Source organism: Kribbella sp. NBC_00382, assembly GCF_036067295.1.
Taxonomy (GTDB): domain Bacteria; phylum Actinomycetota; class Actinomycetes; order Propionibacteriales; family Kribbellaceae; genus Kribbella.
The window spans coordinates 6,085,897-6,101,232 of sequence record NZ_CP107954.1 but is presented as its reverse complement, the minus strand read 5'-3'; the positions used below and the strand labels follow the sequence as shown (position 1 = coordinate 6,101,232).

The following is a 15,336-nucleotide window of genomic DNA, read 5'->3' as shown; positions in this document are numbered from 1 at the left end:
CTCGGGGGTTAACCCCCGAGATGCGCGTCGGCGGCGACAGCGAACCGGCGCCCGATCCCCGCAGGGATCGGACGCCGGCATCGTTCAGTGGCTAGGACTTCTTGGTGTCTGACTGCTCCGGAGCCTTCAAGCCTTCGAGCTCGGCGCGAGTTGCCTCGTCAAGCTCGCCGCCCCCCGCCTGAGTGGCAGCGGCGTTGGTCGGCGTGCCGGCCTCGGCGTCAGCCGGAGCCTCGACCGCCGGCGTCGACTGCATGTTGCGGGACTTGTGGAGGCTGAGCAGCGTGGTGACGCCGAGGGTGACGATGATGAAGCCGAGCGAGACCCAGATCGGGATCTCGGGGGCCCACTTGATGTGCTCGCCGCCGTTGATGAACGGGAGCTCGTTCTCGTGCATCGCGTGCAGGACCAGCTTCACGCCGATGAAGGCGAGGACGACCGACAGGCCGAGCGACAGGTAGACCAGCCGCCGGAGCAGATCGCCGAGCAGGAAGTACAGCTGCCGCAGACCCATCAGCGCGAACACGTTGGCGGCGAAGACCAGGAACGGCTCCTGCGTCAGACCGTAGATCGCGGGGATCGAGTCCAGCGCGAACAGCAGGTCCGTCGTACCGAGCGCGATGATCACGATCGCCATCGGGGTGACGAGCCGCTTGCCGTTCTGCACCACAGTCAGCTTCACGCCGTTGTACTCGTCGGTCGCGTTCAGCCGCTTCTTGGCGAACCGGATGACCGCGTTCTCCTTGTAGTCCTCGTCGTCGTTCTCACCCTGCTTGGCCAGGTGGATCGCGGTGTAGACGAGGAACGCACCGAACAGGTAGAAGACCCAGGAGAACTCGTTGATCGCGGCCGCGCCGACGGCGATGAAGATGCCGCGGAAGAACAGCGCCAGGATGATGCCGACCAGCAACGCCGTCTGCTGGTACTTCCTGGGCACCTGGAACCTGGCCATGATGATCAGGAAGATGAACAGATTGTCGACGCTCAGGCTGTACTCCGTGAGCCAGCCGGCGAAGAACTCCCCGGCGTACCGGCCACCGGAGAAGACCCAGACGCCGAGCCCGAAGACGATCGCCAGCGAGACGTAGAAGATGATCGCCCGGGCCGATTCTTTGGTGCTCGGTTCGTGCGGCCGACGGCCGATGACGAAGACATCAAAGGCCAGCAGTGCGAGCAGCACCCCGACCGTGATGTACCAGACGTAGTCGGCAACGTGCACAATAAACCTCCGGAGCTCAGACGAAAATCGGACTCCGAAGGTCTCTTCCGCCAGGCTCGATCAACCGAACCTGACCGGCGGTACCGGGCCGGAGCTGAACTCCTGGACCGTGATGACGACACCGCCGCGAAGGAATACTCCCCTTCAACAGACACTATTCTCGCTGGTCGATGTCGAAGTTTCCAAATCGGCCGCGCTGCCGAACTGTGTCGGAATGATCACGCCGAGCAACGGGAATATCTTCCCTGAGGCGTCAGGTTGTAGCGGACGGAGCTACGGCCGCTTCGCCTTCGGCAGCTTCGCGACGATCGTTTCGTACGACGTATCGACGAGTTCGAGCAGCTCCTCGTCCGGCACCGAAGCGCCGAGCCGGACCGTGTTCCAGCCGGACCTCCCGATGTACGGAGACTTCCACACATCATCGGGATAGGTATTGACCAACTCGTCGGCCTCATCCCGGTTGCCACCGCATTTCACCCCCACCGCCGCCCCGGAGCCGAGGAACGCGAAGATCTTGTCCCCGACCTTCGCGACGACATCCCCTTCCCACGGCTCGTCCTGCCACGCCCCCGGCTTGGCCAGACAGTGCTCGAGCAACTCCCCTGCGGTCAGCCTCATAACCAGCAGGTTAGGAGATCGTCTGGCCGCCGTCTGCTACGACGACGGCGCCGGTGACGTAGCTGGCACGAGGTGAGGCGAGGAAGAGGGCGACCTCAGCGATCTCCTCCGGCAGGCCGGGGCGGCCGAGCGGCCAGGGCGCACTGACCTGTTGCATGCCTTCCTCGGGGACGAGCTCCAGGAGTTTGTCGGTCTTGATCATGCCGGCGCAGACGGCGTTCACCCGGATACCGGCCGACCCGAACTCGACCGCCCACGACCTGGTCATCGACTCCAGCGCCGCCTTGCTGCCGCTGTAGCCCGCCGCGATCGCCATCCCGATCTGGGCGCCGGTCGAGGAGACGTTGACGATCGCGCTGCCCGCGCTCATCCGCGGCGCGATCGCGGCGGTGAGGAAGTACGCGCTGCGCAGGTTCACGTCGTACACCGACTGGTACTCCGCAGCCGACAGCGCTGTCGTCGGAACCATCGGGTAGAACCCGGCATTGTTCACCAGAATCCCGACATCGCCAGCCTCTTGCGCCAACCGCTCGACCTGGTCCAACTCCCCCAGATCAGCCGGTACGAACGTCGCGCGACCGCCATCCGCCTCGATCAGCGCGACCGTCTCGGCACCGAGCTCGGCCCGCCGTCCGGTGACGAGGACCTCAGCTCCCGCAGTCGCCAGACTGCGCGCGATCGCACGCCCGATTCCCGACGTCGCTCCGGTGACAAGGGCCTTCTGCCCGGACAGCTCCTGAGTGCTCATCGATCGAGAATATGGCCGCCGCCAACACGTCGTACCGACTCGCCGACCGTCGGTGACGAAGTACTCTCCGGGCATGGCTTCCGTTGTCGTTGCTGCTGTTCAGGCTGGATCGGTCCTGTTCGACACCCCCGCGACGCTCGCCAAGGGAGAGCGGTTCATCCGCGAAGCTGCCGCATCCGGCGCGCGGTTGGTGGTGCTGCCTGAGGCCTTCCTCGGTGGGTATCCGAAGGGTGTCGACTTCGGGGTGACCGTCGGGTCGCGGTCCACCGAAGGACGGGAGATGTTCCGGCGGTACCGCGAGGCAGCGATCGCCGTACCCGGCCCCGAGACCGCCCGACTCGCGGAACTGTCCGGCCAGCTCGGCGTCGACCTCGTCGCCGGCGTCATCGAACGCGATGGCGGCACCCTGTACTGCACCGCCCTCTTCTTCGCCCCCGCCGACGGTCTGGCCGCCAAGCACCGCAAACTCCTGCCGACCGCCGCCGAGCGCTACCTCTGGGGCCAAGGCGACGGCTCGACCATGCCCGCCGTCCGCACCCAGTCCGGCGTACTCGGCGCCGCCATCTGCTGGGAGAACTACCTGCCGCTCTTCCGTCAGGCCATGTACGCCAAGGGCATCGACATCTGGTGCGCCCCGACCGTCGACGATCGCGACCAGTGGCAGTCCACCATGCGTCACATCGCCCTCGAAGGCCGCTGCTTCGTCATCAGCGCGAACCAGTACCTCACCCGCGCCGACCTACCGGAGGACGTTCACCCCATCCAGGGCGACTCCCCCGACACCATCCTCATCAACGGCGGCAGCACGATCATCTCCCCGCTGGGCGAGATCCTCGCCGGCCCAGCGCGGGCCGGCGAGACCGTCCTGCTGGCCGAGATCGACCTGGCCGACCGCGACCGTTCGTTCCTCGACTTCGACCCGGTCGGCCACTACAGCCGACCGGACATCTTCACCCTCACCGTCAACGAGGGCAGCGCCTGAGCTACTTGGCGCCGGCGTTGACCATCTGGCGGAGTTCCTTCTTCAGTTCTGAGACCTCGTCGCGGTAGCGGGCGGCCACCTCGAACTGAAGCTCGGCCGCCGCGTTGTGCATCTGGTCGGTCAGTTGCTGGATGAGGTCGGCCAGGTCGGACGACGGGAGGCCGCCTGCCAGCTCGCGTGCCTTCTCGCCGGCCTTGAGTTTGCCGCCACCGGGGACCGGGGCCTTGCCGCGCGATTGAGTGCGGCCGTTGCCGAGGAGTTCGGCGGTGTCGGCGTCCTCGCGGGCGAGCATGTCGGTGATGTCGGCGATCTTCTTGCGCAGTGGTTGCGGGTCGACGCCGTGCTCGGTGTTGTACGCGACCTGGATCGCGCGGCGACGGTTGGTCTCCTCGATCGCCTGCTCCATCGACGGGGTGATCTTGTCGGCGTACATGAAGACCGCGCCCGAGACGTTTCGGGCGGCACGACCGATCGTCTGGATCAGCGACCGGCCCGAGCGCAGGAAGCCTTCCTTGTCCGCGTCCAGGATCGCGACCAGCGAGACCTCTGGCAGGTCGAGTCCCTCACGCAGCAGGTTGATGCCGACCAGGACGTCGTACTCGCCCATCCGCAGCTCGCGGAGCAGCTCGACCCGGCGGAGGGTGTCGACCTCGCTGTGCAGATAGCGGGTTCGGATCCCCATCTCCAGCAGGTAGTCGGTCAGGTCCTCCGACATCTTCTTGGTCAGCGTGGTGACCAAGACGCGCTCGTTGCGCTCGGTCCGGATCCGGATCTCGTGGATCAGGTCGTCGATCTGGCCCTTGGTCGGCTTCACGATCACCTCGGGGTCGATCAGACCCGTCGGGCGGATGATCTGCTCGACGTGGCCGTCCGACTTGTCCTGCTCGTACTGCCCCGGCGTCGCCGACAGGTAGACCGTCTGGCCGATCCGCTCCAGGAACTCCTCCCAGCGCAGCGGCCGGTTGTCCATCGCCGACGGCAGCCGGAAACCGTGCTCGACCAGCGTCCGCTTCCGCGACATGTCACCCTCGTACATCCCGCCGATCTGCGGCACGGTCACGTGCGACTCGTCGATCACCAGCAGGAAGTCCTCGGGGAAGTAGTCGAGCAGGCAATGCGGCGCCGTACCGGGCTCGCGGCCGTCCGTGTGCCGCGAGTAGTTCTCGATGCCCGAGCAGGTGCCGATCTGACGCATCATCTCGATGTCGTACGTCGTCCGCATCCGCAGCCGCTGGGCCTCCAGCAGTTGCCCGCCACGCTCCAGCTCAGCCAGCCGCTCCTCGAGCTCGGCCTCGATGCTGGTGATCGCGCGCTCCATCTTCTCGGGCGCGGTCACGTAGTGCGTCGCGGCGCCGATGTAGAGCTCGTCCTCCTCGCTCAGCACCTCACCGGTCAGCGGGTGCAGCGTCATCACCCGCTCGATCTCGTCACCGAAGAACTCCACCCGGACGGCCAGCTCCTGGTAGACCGGGAAGACCTCGAGCGTGTCGCCGCGGACCCGGAAGGTGCCGCGGGTGCCGGCCAGGTCGTTGCGCGCGTACTGCACGCCGACCAGCTTGCGGAGCAGACCGTCGCGGTCCATCTCGTCGCCGACCTTCACGTGGATCATCCGGTTCAGGTACTCATCCGCTGAGCCCAGACCGTAGATACACGACACGGTCGCCACGACGACGACGTCGCGCCGGGTCAGCAGCGACCAGGTCGCCGAGTGCCGGAGCCGCTCGACCTCCTCGTTGATCGAGGAGTCCTTCTCGATGTAGGTGTCCGTCTGCGGGACGTACGCCTCCGGCTGGTAGTAGTCGTAGTACGAGACGAAGTACTCGACCGCGTTCTCCGGGAAGAAATGCCGTAGCTCGGTGGCGAACTGGGCGGCCAGTGTCTTGTTCGGCTGCAGGATCAGCATCGGCCGCTGGATCTTCTCCGCCAGCCACGCCATCGTCGCCGTCTTACCTGTACCCGTGGCGCCCAGCAGCACCACGTCTTGCTCGCCCGCGTTGATCCGGCGCTCGAGCTCGGCGATCGCGGCCGGCTGATCGCCGGCCGGATCGAAGTCGGACACGACCTTGAGGGGCGCGACCATACGCTGGAGATCGGTGACCTGTCTCATGCCACCCACCGTACGACCCGCCGCCGACACTTTTCATTCCCCACCCCACCGCCCCGGTCTGGCAGTTTCCGAAAATCCGCCCAGAGCGGACGTCAGCGGCTACTCGGAGTAGCTCTTGACCACCGATTCGTTCATCGCGGCCAGATCCTTCGCCCGCCGGTCGTACACCGAGGTCTCCAGTCCCACGTCGGTCGCGGTGACCTGCCCGTACTTGTCCTCGTACGCCGTCATGAAGCCCTTGAACGGCAGCAGCTTCCCGCTCATCGTCGGCACGTCCGCGGTGTACGTGACCGTGTAGCAGGACTTCAGCACCGGCGCCGCGCACTCCAGCGCCGTCCCCTTGCCGATCTTGACGTTCTTGTACCCGTTCGACTCGATGTCGACCAGATGCTCGGCGAACGCCTTGGCGTCGTACAGCTGCGTCTGCCGGACCCAGAAATAGCCGTCGATGAAGCCGCGGCGTTTTCCACCCTGGCGGTTCTCCTGCAGGATCCAGTACTGGCCGCCGACCGTCTTGTCCGGTCCCTGCAGCCACCCCTTCGCCGGCGTGAACCAGACCCCCTTGCCGACCTCGACCCCGACGTCGTTAGGGCCCTTGGTCTTGGGCGGCGCGGTCGGCTCAGGGGTGAACAGCGTGCCGACCGGCGCGGGAGTCGCGCCGGCGGCCGGCGTACCGTCGTCGTCCTTGCCGCTCACCATCAGCACCACGCCGCCCGCGATCAGCAGCACCGCGAGCACGGCACAGCCCATCACGATCCACGGCGTCTTCGACGGCTTGGGCTGCCGGAACTGCGGCCCGATCGGGCCCGGACCCCATCCGCCCTGCACGGGCGGAGGCGGCGGGGTTCGGTACTGCTGGCTCATTTCTGCCCCTCACTCAAAGACTGTCGAGCACTGACTGCTTCATCGCCGCCACCGCGGGATCGGCGGTTGCCGCGAAGTCCGCCCCGGCCTGGTAGTCCAGCGCGGTGACCACACCGTCCTTGCGCCGGTACACCTCGACGTCGCCCTTGATCGAGGCGCCGGGCTTCGGGGTGATGGTGTAGGAGAGCGCAACGCACTCCACCAAGACGTCCTTGGGGCACTGCAGGTTCCGTACGTTGTCGAGCTTGGCGATCTTGTCCTTCGTCTCGCCCTCGACGATGCCGACCACGAACGCGTTCGCGGTGACGTTCTGCTTCTGCCGGACCCACAGGAACGCACGGGGAGCGCCGTCCGGTCCGTAGATGGCGACCTGCTTGCCGTTCGTCTCCTTGGCGACGACGTTCCAGCCCGGCGCCGGCACGATCGAGACGCCGAACTGGACGGGCAGCGCGTTCGACGGCGGCGTGTACGACGGTTTCGGCGTGACCGTCGGCACCGGGCCGGGGTCGGCCTTGTCGTCTCCTCCGGTCAGCAGGACAAGCGCAACAGCAACCAGTACTACGACAGCGAGACCCGCAACGATGGGGATGACCACCGGCGGCAGCTTGAAGCCCTTCTTGACCGGCTCAGGCCGCCGCAGCGACGGCGGCCCCACCCGGTCGCCCCACGGCGCCTCAGTCTCACTAACACCCTGTACGCCGGTGCCGCCCACTGCTGGGGTAGCCGCCGTGGCGGTCGTGTCCCACGTGGACGGCGCCGAGCCCGCAGTACCGGCCTCTGGGGTGTCCCAGGGGGACGGTGGGCGTGCGGGGACCTCCAGCGACCACGGGGACGGCGGAAGCTCCGGCTCCGGGGTGGTGGACTCCTCGTCCTCCTCGGCGTCGGTCTTCCGCACCCACGGGTTGCGGGGTGGCTGGCCTTTGTCGCGCTTACCGTTCACTGGCTCTTGATCACCGAATCCAGCATCGTGGTAACGGCCTTCTGGACCGCGGCCTGCTTATCTTGCCGCCCGTACACCTGAATGATCGTCAGGACGCCGTCCTTGCGCTGGATCACACCGACCAGGCCGACGATCTTCAGTGTGCCGCTCTGACTGGTCGAGACCGCGCTGTAGCTCTGCGACGCCAGGTACTTGACGTTGCCGGTCGTGGGCGAGTCCTCGAACGGCTTGTTCTTCTTGACCTGAGTCAGGCCTTTGGTCTCGACCGTGAACAGGCTGGCCAGTGCCGTCGCCGGGGTCTCACCCGGGTTCGGCTTGAAGGCGTTGACCATGAAGTAGGCCTCGCCCTTGTTGAGCAGGTAGACGCCGGTGTACTTCGGCAGCGATTCGCGCTTGTACCCCGGGGCCGGGGTGACGCGGACTCCCTCGGCAACGTCGATGCCGGTGTCGTCGGCCGGCGTACTGGGCTCGGTACTTGGCTCAGTACTGGGCTCGGTGCTCGGCTCAGTCGTCGGCTGCGTGGTGGTGGGAACGCTCGGCTCCGCGTCGATCTTCTTGTCGTTGCCACCGAACACCAACGCCAGCACGACACCGATGACGGCTACCGCGGCGAGGCCTCCACCGGCGAGCAGCAGGATCTTGTTCGGACCCTTGCCGCCACCACCGGCGGCGTACTGCGGGCCCGGCTGACCCCACTGCTGCTGGCCCGGGTACTGCTGCTGATAGCCCGGCTGCTGCTGCGGCGGGTACCCCTGAGGGGGTTGCTGGCCGGGGTACTGCTGAGGCTGCCCCTGGTACGGCGGCTGCCCATACCCAGGCGGCGGTCCCTGCGGCGGCCGTCCCTGCGGCGGCTGGCCCTGAGCCGGCGGCCCTTGCGGCGGCCGTCCCTGCGGAGGCTGGCCCTGGTACGGCGGTTGCCCGTAGCCAGGCGGCGGACCCTGTGGCGGCTGGCCGTAGCCAGGCGGTGGTCCCTGCGGTGGCCGCTGCTGTCCCGGCTGGCCTCCGTACGGCGGTTGCTGGTTGCTCATCCCTGCGTCTCCCCAGTCTGAACTGCCACTCCACGCTCGGACTTCGGCACGGAACGGACCGAGTTGCCACAGGCGGAGCAGAAGTCCGAGTGCGGCAGCAACGGCATCTCGCAGCGCGAGCAGAACGCCAGCTCGCCCGAGGCATGGTTCGAGCCACCGCGAGCGGCGGACTCAAGGGCCGCCTCCAGCAGGCCCTTGTGCAGCACGGTACGGACCCGGATGATCAGCGCGCCGAGCAGTACCAGGCCCCAGACCACGCCGAGCACGGCGCCGATCGTCGAGCCGTGCCCGCCGACGAAGCCGAGCAGGTAGACACCACCCTGGAACAGCGCGTTCACGACCATCGCCTGGATCAGGCCGACCACCCAGCGCGGGGTGAACCCGTCGTACTTCTCTCCCAGCCCGGAGAACTCCGCGACCGCGAGACCCGTCGCCGACCCGTAGATCAGCGGCTTCACGAACCCCTGCAGCAGGACGACCGAGATCCAGGTGCCCGCGCTGCTGCCCGGACCGGCGAAGCCGCCGCTGATCCAGCCCCAGTGCAGGACGAGCGTCTCGAAGCAGGCGAACCCGACACCGGCCACGACGCCAAACGTGAAGCCGTCCATCAGGTCGTCGTACCGCGGCCGCGAGGCCAGGTAGAGCGGGCCGATCTGCCGGATCAGCTCCGAGACGACCGGCACCAGCAGCATCACGATCAGCAGGTCGCGCCCGGACGGGCTGCCCGAGTTGCCGCCGATCAGGTCGGTCGACAGGCCGATCTTGTCCGACCAGAGCCAGGTGAAGACCGCGGCCAGTACGCCGGTCAGCACGAAGGCCGCCGCGACGACCGGTACCGGCTCGTCCTCCCACAGGTTCACGTCGTAGATGTAGAGGATGTAGACGATCGGGATGGCGAAGGCCGCGATCATGATCGCGACCGGCAGCGCGCCCAGCGCGGCGGTCACGACCGTCAGCAGCAGCGCGATCCCCAGCGCGACCCGGTAGGTGTACGGCTGGCGGCCTGCGCCCTGCGGCATGATCGTCGAGACCAGCTTGAACGAAGCCACCGGCTCATCCGGTCTGGCCGCGTAGGCCTTCTTGCGCTCGGCGTCCCCGGTCTGCAGATCATTGCCACAGTGGTGGCAGAAATGCGAGACCTCGGGAACAGCAGAGCTACAGCGCGGACACTCCACGCCATCCTCCCAACCTTGGACTGACGGACCGGAAGATTCTCGTACAGCTCGGCCCGGATTCATCATTTCCCGCCCAAGGGTCACCTTTTCGTGGCCGGACCGTGTCCTGCCCGGCTCAGCAGCTCGGGCCAGAGCTCCTCGATCCGGGCGTCCAGCTGCGCCAGGTCGCCGGCGTTGTCGACGATCAGATCCGCGACCGCCAGCCGCTGTTCCCGCGTTGCCTGACTGGCGATCCGGGCCTTCGCTTCCTCGTCAGTCATCCCGCGATCCCGCTGAAGTCGCTCGAGCTGGACCTCCTGCGGTACGTCGACCACGAGCACCAGATCGAAGTTGCCGCCCTGCCCGGTCTCCACCAGCAAGGGAATGTCGTGGACGACGACGGCATCACCTGCCGCGCCACTCTCGATCTCGGCCGCGCGCGCCCGCACCCGCGGATGGATGATCGCCTCCAGCTTGCGCCGGGCGACCTCGTCGCCGAACACGATCCGCCCGACGGCCGGCCGGTCCAGCTCGCCGTCGGCGGTCAGTACGTCACCGAACACCGCGACCACCTCGGCCAGCCCATCGGTGCCCCGGGCAACCACTTCGCGGGCCAGCAGGTCCGAGTCGATCACGACGGCTCCACGAGCAGCCAGTCGCGCCGACACCGAGCTCTTGCCCGATCCGATCCCGCCGGTCAATCCAACTCTCAGCACGCCTGCACCGTACAAGGGCGAGACCCCCGCACCCAGTACGGGGGTGCGGGGGTCTCGGGTCCTGCAGGTACTACAAGGAACTATCAGCCCTGGCCGGTCAGCTTCTCGCGGAGAGCCTGGAGCGCCTCGTCGGAAGCGAGCGCGCCCTCAGCGGGTGCGTCGTCCTTCGGAGCAGCGGTGCCGCCGCCGGTGGCGGAGGAGTACGTGGAGGCCTCGCCGGCCTCGACGTCCGCGGTCTTGGCGTCCTCGATCTGCTTCTTGTGAGCCTCCCAGCGCGTGTGGGCCTCGGCGTACTGCCGCTCCCACTCCTCGCGCTGAGCGTCGAAGCCCTCGAGCCATTCGCCCGTCTCCGGGTCGAAGCCGTCGGGGTAGACGTAGTTGCCCTGGTCGTCGTACGTCGCCGCCATGCCGTACAGCGTGGGGTCGAAGTCGTCGGAGACCGGGTCGACACCCTCGTTGGCCTGCTTCAGCGACAGCGAGATCCGGCGACGCTCGAGGTCGATGTCGATGATCTTGACCATCACATCGTCGTTCACCTGAACGACCTGCTCCGGGATCTCGACGTGACGCTCGGCCAGCTCGGAGATGTGCACCAGACCCTCGATGCCCTCCTCCACGCGGACGAACGCACCGAACGGAACCAGCTTGGTGACCTTGCCGGGCACGATCTGGCCCATCTGGTGGGTCCGGGCGAACTGCTGCCACGGGTCTTCCTGGGTCGCCTTCAGCGACAGGGAGACGCGCTCGCGCTCCATGTCGACGTCCAGCACCTCGACAGTGACCTCCTGGCCGACCTCGACCACCTCGGTCGGGTGGTCGATGTGCTTCCAGGACAGCTCCGAGACGTGCACCAGACCGTCGACGCCGCCGAGGTCCACGAACGCACCGAAGTTGACGATCGAGGAGACGACACCCTTGCGGATCTGGCCCTTCTGCAGCTGGGTGAGGAAGTTCATCCGCACCTCGGACTGCGTCTGCTCCAGCCAGGCGCGACGCGACAGAACCACGTTGTTGCGGTTCTTGTCGAGCTCGATGATCTTCGCCTCGATCTCCTGGCCGACGTACGGCTGGAGGTCGCGGACCCGACGCATCTCGACGAGCGAGGCGGGCAGGAAGCCGCGGAGGCCGATGTCCAGGATGAGTCCACCCTTGACGACCTCGATGACGGTACCGGTGACGACGCCGTCCTCTTCCTTGATCTTCTCGATCGTGCCCCAGGCCTTCTCGTACTGGGCGCGCTTCTTCGAAAGGATCAGGCGGCCTTCTTTGTCCTCCTTCTGGAGAACCAGGGCCTCGACGTGGTCGCCGACGTTGACGACCTCGTTCGGGTCGACGTCGTGCTTGATCGACAGCTCGCGCGACGGGATGACGCCTTCGGTCTTGTAACCGATGTCGAGGAGAACCTCGTCCCGGTCGACCTTGACGATGGTCCCCTCAACGATGTCGCCGTCGTTGAAGTACTTGATGGTCAGATCGATCGCCGCGAGGAAGTCTTCCTCCGACCCGATGTCATTGACCGCTACCTGCGGGGTGGTGCGTACTGCGGGGTCGAGAGGTGCCTCGATGCTGGCCGTCATGTGGTGAGTTGCTCCGTGGGCTGATGGTGTCGTACGGGTGCGTTATGGCCGTTGGATCGCCGCTAGTGCGAGCACGAGCCTGCTCCGTCCGAGGTCGCGCGGGCCCATAGCGCATCTCACAGAATACGTGTATGACGGAGGGCACGGCAACCCGGGGCACCCGGTAGCGACCGGCCGCCCGCCGAGGTCTCTCGACGTGCCACTCGTCTCAATGTACGACGTCCGGGTCGGGACGGCCGCCCGCGAGCTCACCCGTGTCGCAGATCCGGGTGATCAGCGCGTTCGCCGCGGCCGCGACGGGGTTCGACGCGGGCCGGCCGGCGAGGTCGATCAGCGCCCACAGATCCGCCGCCTGCGCCCGCTCGACCAGCCTGTCCCCGAGGTCGAAACCGGCCCGTACGACCCGCAGCACAGCCTCCGCGAGTACCTGGTCGGTATTGAACCGCAGCAGGTTGCCCAGGTCGGCGTACACGGACCCGGCATGCGCGAACTCCCAGTCGATCAGCCCGGTGAGCTCGGCGGTCGCCGGATCGACCAGCAGGTTCTTCGGGTTGAAGTCGCTGTGCACCAGGCAGAACCGATCCACCCCGGTCGCGGCCAGATCCTCCGCCTGGTCGATCACGCCGGCGAACCGGTCGACCTGTTCACGCGTCAGCCCGATCGCTCCGGCATGCGCCCCGAAGAACTCCTCCAGGTCGCCCACCCCGAACGACTCGATCGCCAACTCCCGCCCGACGAAGTCGCCGAAGCTCAGGAATGGCATCCCGCTCAGCCGCACGAGGAGCTCACCGAGCTGCTCCCCCACCTTCCGCCGCTCCGCGTCCCCGGCCGTCTCGAGGTAGGTCTCCAGATTCACGCCGGGCAGGCGCTCGTACAAGACATAAGGAGGAGCACCGTCGCCAGCGGGGTCCGGCATCGCGTCGAGCACCCGGGGCACCGGGAGCAGCCCGCGCACGAGCTGCATCAGCGAGGCATCCACCGCCGCTCGCGCGGGACGCTTGCCGTACAGCTTCAATACGGCATCCTCACCGCCGGCGCTGACCGCGAAGGTCTCCCCGCCGTACCCGCCGGTAAGGGGCACCGCACTGGCCGCGATCGCGCCGAAGTCGTCCATGCCGCGCATCCTGCCGCACGGCACGGACACCCACCACACACCAACCCGCCGGCGAGCGCATCCTCACCGGCGGGCTGAGCGTGGCGACAGCGGTGGGCTACGCCTTGGTGGGTGCTGCAAGTCCGGCCGCCGCGAGGACCGTCGGTACTGCGTTTCGCAGGCCGGCCGCGTTCGGGTGCAGCGGGACGAGCCCGTTGGTCGGGATGCTCGGGATGAGCCCCTCGATCCACCGGGTCGCGATGCCCTTGCACATGTCGTGCCCGACGCTGGGCGTCGCCAGATCGACGTACGTGGCACCGTGCGCCGCAGCCTGCTCGGCCATCCGCACATTCAGCCGGGTCAGCGCCGCCTGCAGGTAGTCCGCGTCCGCTGCCCAGACCGGGACGACCGGCCAGCAGCCGCCCTTCTTGATGCCCGTCGGATAGCCGACCATCAGGATCTTCGCGTGCGGCGCCCGTTGCCGGATCTGCTCGATCACCGTGCCGTACGTCGGTGCGAACGCGTCGATCTTCTGGGCGAGCTTGTCGACGCCGCCGGCCGTGTTGGTCGCCTTGCAGGACTTCCCGACCGGCTGCGGCAGCAGGTTTACGCAGGAGACCGCGAGTCCGACCAGGCCGATGTCGTTGCCACCGATCCCGACCGTGACGAGCGTGGTGTCGGCGCTCAGCGCGTCGTACTGCGGTGCCGCCGTGCCGGTGATGATCCCGGGCTGCGGCTGCGCGAAGTGGGTGGTCAGGGCTCCGCCGCAGGTGACGTCGCGGAACGCCGCGGGGTGGACCTGCTGGGCGATCAACGAGGCGTAGTTGACCGCCGAGCGCGCACAGGTGAACAACTCCTTCGCCGGCAACACCAGGGAGCCGGCGGCGTAGGAGTCACCCATCGCGACATAGACGAGCGGCGGCGCCTCAGCCGCCTGAGCGGTGGCGGCAACCGGGCCGGCCACCAGCAACCCGGTCGCGGCGAACACCGCGACGATCCGGGCACGTACTGATCTCTTCTGCATGTGCTGCCCGCCTTCAACGTTAAGTGACTGGTCGGTAACAGTACGAGTCAGCTTGAAGAAAACTCACCTTTTCGGCAAGAGCTGGGGGCTGACAACTTTCCGAAGATCAATTACGCTACTGCAGTAGCGTAAAAGGAGTCGAGATGGCTGGACGAGGCAGACCGCGTGACAGCGCGATCGAGGGCAGAGTGCTCGCGGCCGCGGCGGCGGAGATCCGCCAAGGCGGGTACGACGCGTTGTCGATCGATCGGGTGGCCGAGCGGGCCGGGGTCGCGAAGACGACGCTGTACCGGCGCTGGGCCTCCAAAGCCGAACTGGTAGTCGCCCTGATCACGAACCTGCGCGAGGAGGTCCCGTTCGAGCCGTCCGGCGATCCGCGCGGCGACCTGACCAAGCTGGTCACCGCGATCACCGCCAACCTCGCCGCAACCCCGGCGACCCTGATCGCCGACCTGGCCGCCGCGGCTGCTCGCGAACCGCGCGTCGGCGAAAGCGTCCGCGCCCTATGGGCCGAGCGCCACCGAGCCGTGACGGCCGTGGTCGCCAAGGCCCAGGAGGCCGGCGTCGTACTCGACCACGTCTCCCCCGCTGTCCTGGTCGACCAACTCGTCGGCCCGCTGTACTACCGGCTGCTCGTCACGGGCGGGCCGTTGACCCCCGACTACGCGAGGACGCTCGTGCGCAGCGTCCTCGGCCCTGAAGAGCCTGAGGAGCCCAGATGACCGCCACCACCACGCCCGCCAAGAAGAAATCCCCGGTCCGTCGGCGCGTGCTGAGCGCGTTGGGAGCGATCGCAGTACTGCTCGCCGGCTACTGCGTCTACGCCATTGCCCACACGACCGTCCTGCACACCGAGATCGAGATCGACGCGACACCCGACGAGGTCTGGAAGGTGCTCGCGGATCGCGCGGCCTACCCCGACTGGAACCCGTTCATCATCTCGTCGACCGGCGACCTGAAGACCGGCGCCACCATCACCAACGTCCTCAAGGACACCAACGGCGACGAAACAACCTTCACCCCCGAACTGCTCACCGTCGACCCCGGCAAAGAGCTCCGCTGGATCGGCAAGATCGCCCCGGGCGGCATCTTCAACGGCGAGCACTCGTTCCGGATCGAGGCCCTGCCGGGCGGGCGCTCGAAGCTCATCCAGGAGGAGAGGTTCAACGGCGTCGCCGTGCCGTTCACGGTGAGCATGCTGAACGACACCATCAAGCCTCAGTTCGACGCGATGAACCGGGCGCTGGCCGCGCGGGCCGCCGGATAGGC

Annotated in this window: 15 protein-coding genes; 3 read left to right on the top strand and 12 right to left on the bottom strand. The window is 67.4% G+C overall.

What is annotated here, in order from left to right:
• Window positions 1–91: 91 nt before the first annotated feature.
• From OHA70_RS29075 to OHA70_RS29065, 3 genes are all read right to left on the bottom strand, one after another.
• On the bottom strand, window positions 92–1,216 hold the full coding sequence (locus tag OHA70_RS29075) for a TerC family protein (protein ID WP_328322863.1): 1,125 nt from the start codon (window positions 1,214–1,216) through the stop codon (window positions 92–94).
• Between the two features lie 273 nt (window positions 1,217–1,489).
• Window positions 1,490–1,834, bottom strand: a complete 345-nt coding sequence (locus OHA70_RS29070; RefSeq protein WP_328322862.1) for an MmcQ/YjbR family DNA-binding protein — start codon at window positions 1,832–1,834, stop codon at window positions 1,490–1,492.
• Between the two features lie 10 nt (window positions 1,835–1,844).
• Window positions 1,845–2,582, bottom strand: coding sequence for an SDR family NAD(P)-dependent oxidoreductase (locus OHA70_RS29065; protein ID WP_328322861.1), 738 nt, complete (start codon window positions 2,580–2,582; stop codon window positions 1,845–1,847).
• Between the two features lie 73 nt (window positions 2,583–2,655).
• Here OHA70_RS29065 and OHA70_RS29060 point away from each other — a divergent pair, with 73 nt between their 5' ends.
• Window positions 2,656–3,564: a nitrilase-related carbon-nitrogen hydrolase gene (locus tag OHA70_RS29060; protein WP_328322860.1), complete on the top strand. Its 909-nt coding sequence runs from the start codon at window positions 2,656–2,658 to the stop codon at window positions 3,562–3,564.
• Window position 3,565: 1 nt separating this feature from the next.
• Here the strand turns inward: OHA70_RS29060 and uvrB are convergent, their stop codons facing one another.
• The 9 genes from uvrB to OHA70_RS29015 all read right to left on the bottom strand — a co-directional run bounded on the left by uvrB (window position 3,566) and on the right by OHA70_RS29015 (window position 14,067).
• Window positions 3,566–5,671 (bottom strand): excinuclease ABC subunit UvrB, encoded by a 2,106-nt coding sequence (gene uvrB / locus OHA70_RS29055; RefSeq protein ID WP_328322859.1) that lies wholly within the window; start codon window positions 5,669–5,671, stop codon window positions 3,566–3,568.
• 99 nt (window positions 5,672–5,770) lie between these two features.
• On the bottom strand, window positions 5,771–6,535 hold the full coding sequence (locus tag OHA70_RS29050) for a hypothetical protein (RefSeq protein WP_328322858.1): 765 nt from the start codon (window positions 6,533–6,535) through the stop codon (window positions 5,771–5,773).
• Between the two features lie 13 nt (window positions 6,536–6,548).
• The gene (locus OHA70_RS29045) at window positions 6,549–7,475 is read right to left on the bottom strand and encodes a hypothetical protein (RefSeq protein ID WP_328322857.1); all 927 of its coding nucleotides are present in this window, start codon (window positions 7,473–7,475) and stop codon (window positions 6,549–6,551) included.
• On the bottom strand, window positions 7,472–8,503 hold the full coding sequence (locus OHA70_RS29040; protein ID WP_328322856.1) for a hypothetical protein: 1,032 nt from the start codon (window positions 8,501–8,503) through the stop codon (window positions 7,472–7,474). Before OHA70_RS29040 ends, OHA70_RS29045 begins: the two co-directional genes overlap by 4 nt.
• The gene (locus OHA70_RS29035; protein WP_328322855.1) at window positions 8,500–9,678 is read right to left on the bottom strand and encodes a PrsW family glutamic-type intramembrane protease; all 1,179 of its coding nucleotides are present in this window, start codon (window positions 9,676–9,678) and stop codon (window positions 8,500–8,502) included. The genes OHA70_RS29040 and OHA70_RS29035 overlap by 4 nt, the downstream gene beginning before the upstream one ends.
• Before the next feature lie 80 nt (window positions 9,679–9,758).
• A complete protein-coding gene (gene coaE / locus OHA70_RS29030) occupies window positions 9,759–10,373 on the bottom strand; it encodes a dephospho-CoA kinase (RefSeq protein ID WP_328322854.1) in 615 nt (204 codons plus the stop codon).
• An 83-nt stretch (window positions 10,374–10,456) separates the two neighbouring features.
• Window positions 10,457–11,950, bottom strand: coding sequence for a 30S ribosomal protein S1 (gene rpsA / locus OHA70_RS29025; protein ID WP_328322853.1), 1,494 nt, complete (start codon window positions 11,948–11,950; stop codon window positions 10,457–10,459).
• Between the two features lie 208 nt (window positions 11,951–12,158).
• Window positions 12,159–13,064: a phosphotransferase family protein gene (locus OHA70_RS29020; protein ID WP_328322852.1), complete on the bottom strand. Its 906-nt coding sequence runs from the start codon at window positions 13,062–13,064 to the stop codon at window positions 12,159–12,161.
• Window positions 13,065–13,161: 97 nt separating this feature from the next.
• Window positions 13,162–14,067 carry an SGNH/GDSL hydrolase family protein gene (locus OHA70_RS29015; RefSeq protein WP_328322851.1) on the bottom strand — a complete coding sequence of 302 codons (906 nt, stop codon included), beginning with the start codon at window positions 14,065–14,067 and terminating at the stop codon, window positions 13,162–13,164.
• A 143-nt stretch (window positions 14,068–14,210) separates the two neighbouring features.
• On the opposite strand from OHA70_RS29015, the gene OHA70_RS29010 reads away from it, so the two are divergent.
• A complete protein-coding gene (locus tag OHA70_RS29010) occupies window positions 14,211–14,789 on the top strand; it encodes a TetR/AcrR family transcriptional regulator (RefSeq protein WP_328322850.1) in 579 nt (192 codons plus the stop codon).
• The gene (locus OHA70_RS29005; RefSeq protein WP_328322849.1) at window positions 14,786–15,334 is read left to right on the top strand and encodes an SRPBCC domain-containing protein; all 549 of its coding nucleotides are present in this window, start codon (window positions 14,786–14,788) and stop codon (window positions 15,332–15,334) included. Before OHA70_RS29010 ends, OHA70_RS29005 begins: the two co-directional genes overlap by 4 nt.
• Window positions 15,335–15,336: the final 2 nt, after the last annotated feature.

Excerpts from the sequence above, each read along its gene's own strand:
- OHA70_RS29070 (WP_328322862.1), bottom strand. The coding sequence starts at position 1,834 with ATGAGGCTGACCGCAGGGGAGTTGCTCGAGCACTGTCTGGCCAAGCCG.
- OHA70_RS29065 (WP_328322861.1), bottom strand. The coding sequence starts at position 2,582 with ATGAGCACTCAGGAGCTGTCCGGGCAGAAGGCCCTTGTCACCGGAGCG.
- OHA70_RS29060 (WP_328322860.1), top strand. The coding sequence starts at position 2,656 with ATGGCTTCCGTTGTCGTTGCTGCTGTTCAGGCTGGATCGGTCCTGTTC.
- uvrB (WP_328322859.1), bottom strand. The coding sequence starts at position 5,671 with ATGAGACAGGTCACCGATCTCCAGCGTATGGTCGCGCCCCTCAAGGTC.
- OHA70_RS29050 (WP_328322858.1), bottom strand. The coding sequence starts at position 6,535 with ATGAGCCAGCAGTACCGAACCCCGCCGCCTCCGCCCGTGCAGGGCGGA.
- OHA70_RS29040 (WP_328322856.1), bottom strand. The coding sequence starts at position 8,503 with ATGAGCAACCAGCAACCGCCGTACGGAGGCCAGCCGGGACAGCAGCGG.
- rpsA (WP_328322853.1), bottom strand. The coding sequence starts at position 11,950 with ATGACGGCCAGCATCGAGGCACCTCTCGACCCCGCAGTACGCACCACC.
- OHA70_RS29020 (WP_328322852.1), bottom strand. The coding sequence starts at position 13,064 with ATGGACGACTTCGGCGCGATCGCGGCCAGTGCGGTGCCCCTTACCGGC.
- OHA70_RS29015 (WP_328322851.1), bottom strand. The coding sequence starts at position 14,067 with ATGCAGAAGAGATCAGTACGTGCCCGGATCGTCGCGGTGTTCGCCGCG.
- OHA70_RS29010 (WP_328322850.1), top strand. The coding sequence starts at position 14,211 with ATGGCTGGACGAGGCAGACCGCGTGACAGCGCGATCGAGGGCAGAGTG.
- OHA70_RS29005 (WP_328322849.1), top strand. The coding sequence starts at position 14,786 with ATGACCGCCACCACCACGCCCGCCAAGAAGAAATCCCCGGTCCGTCGG.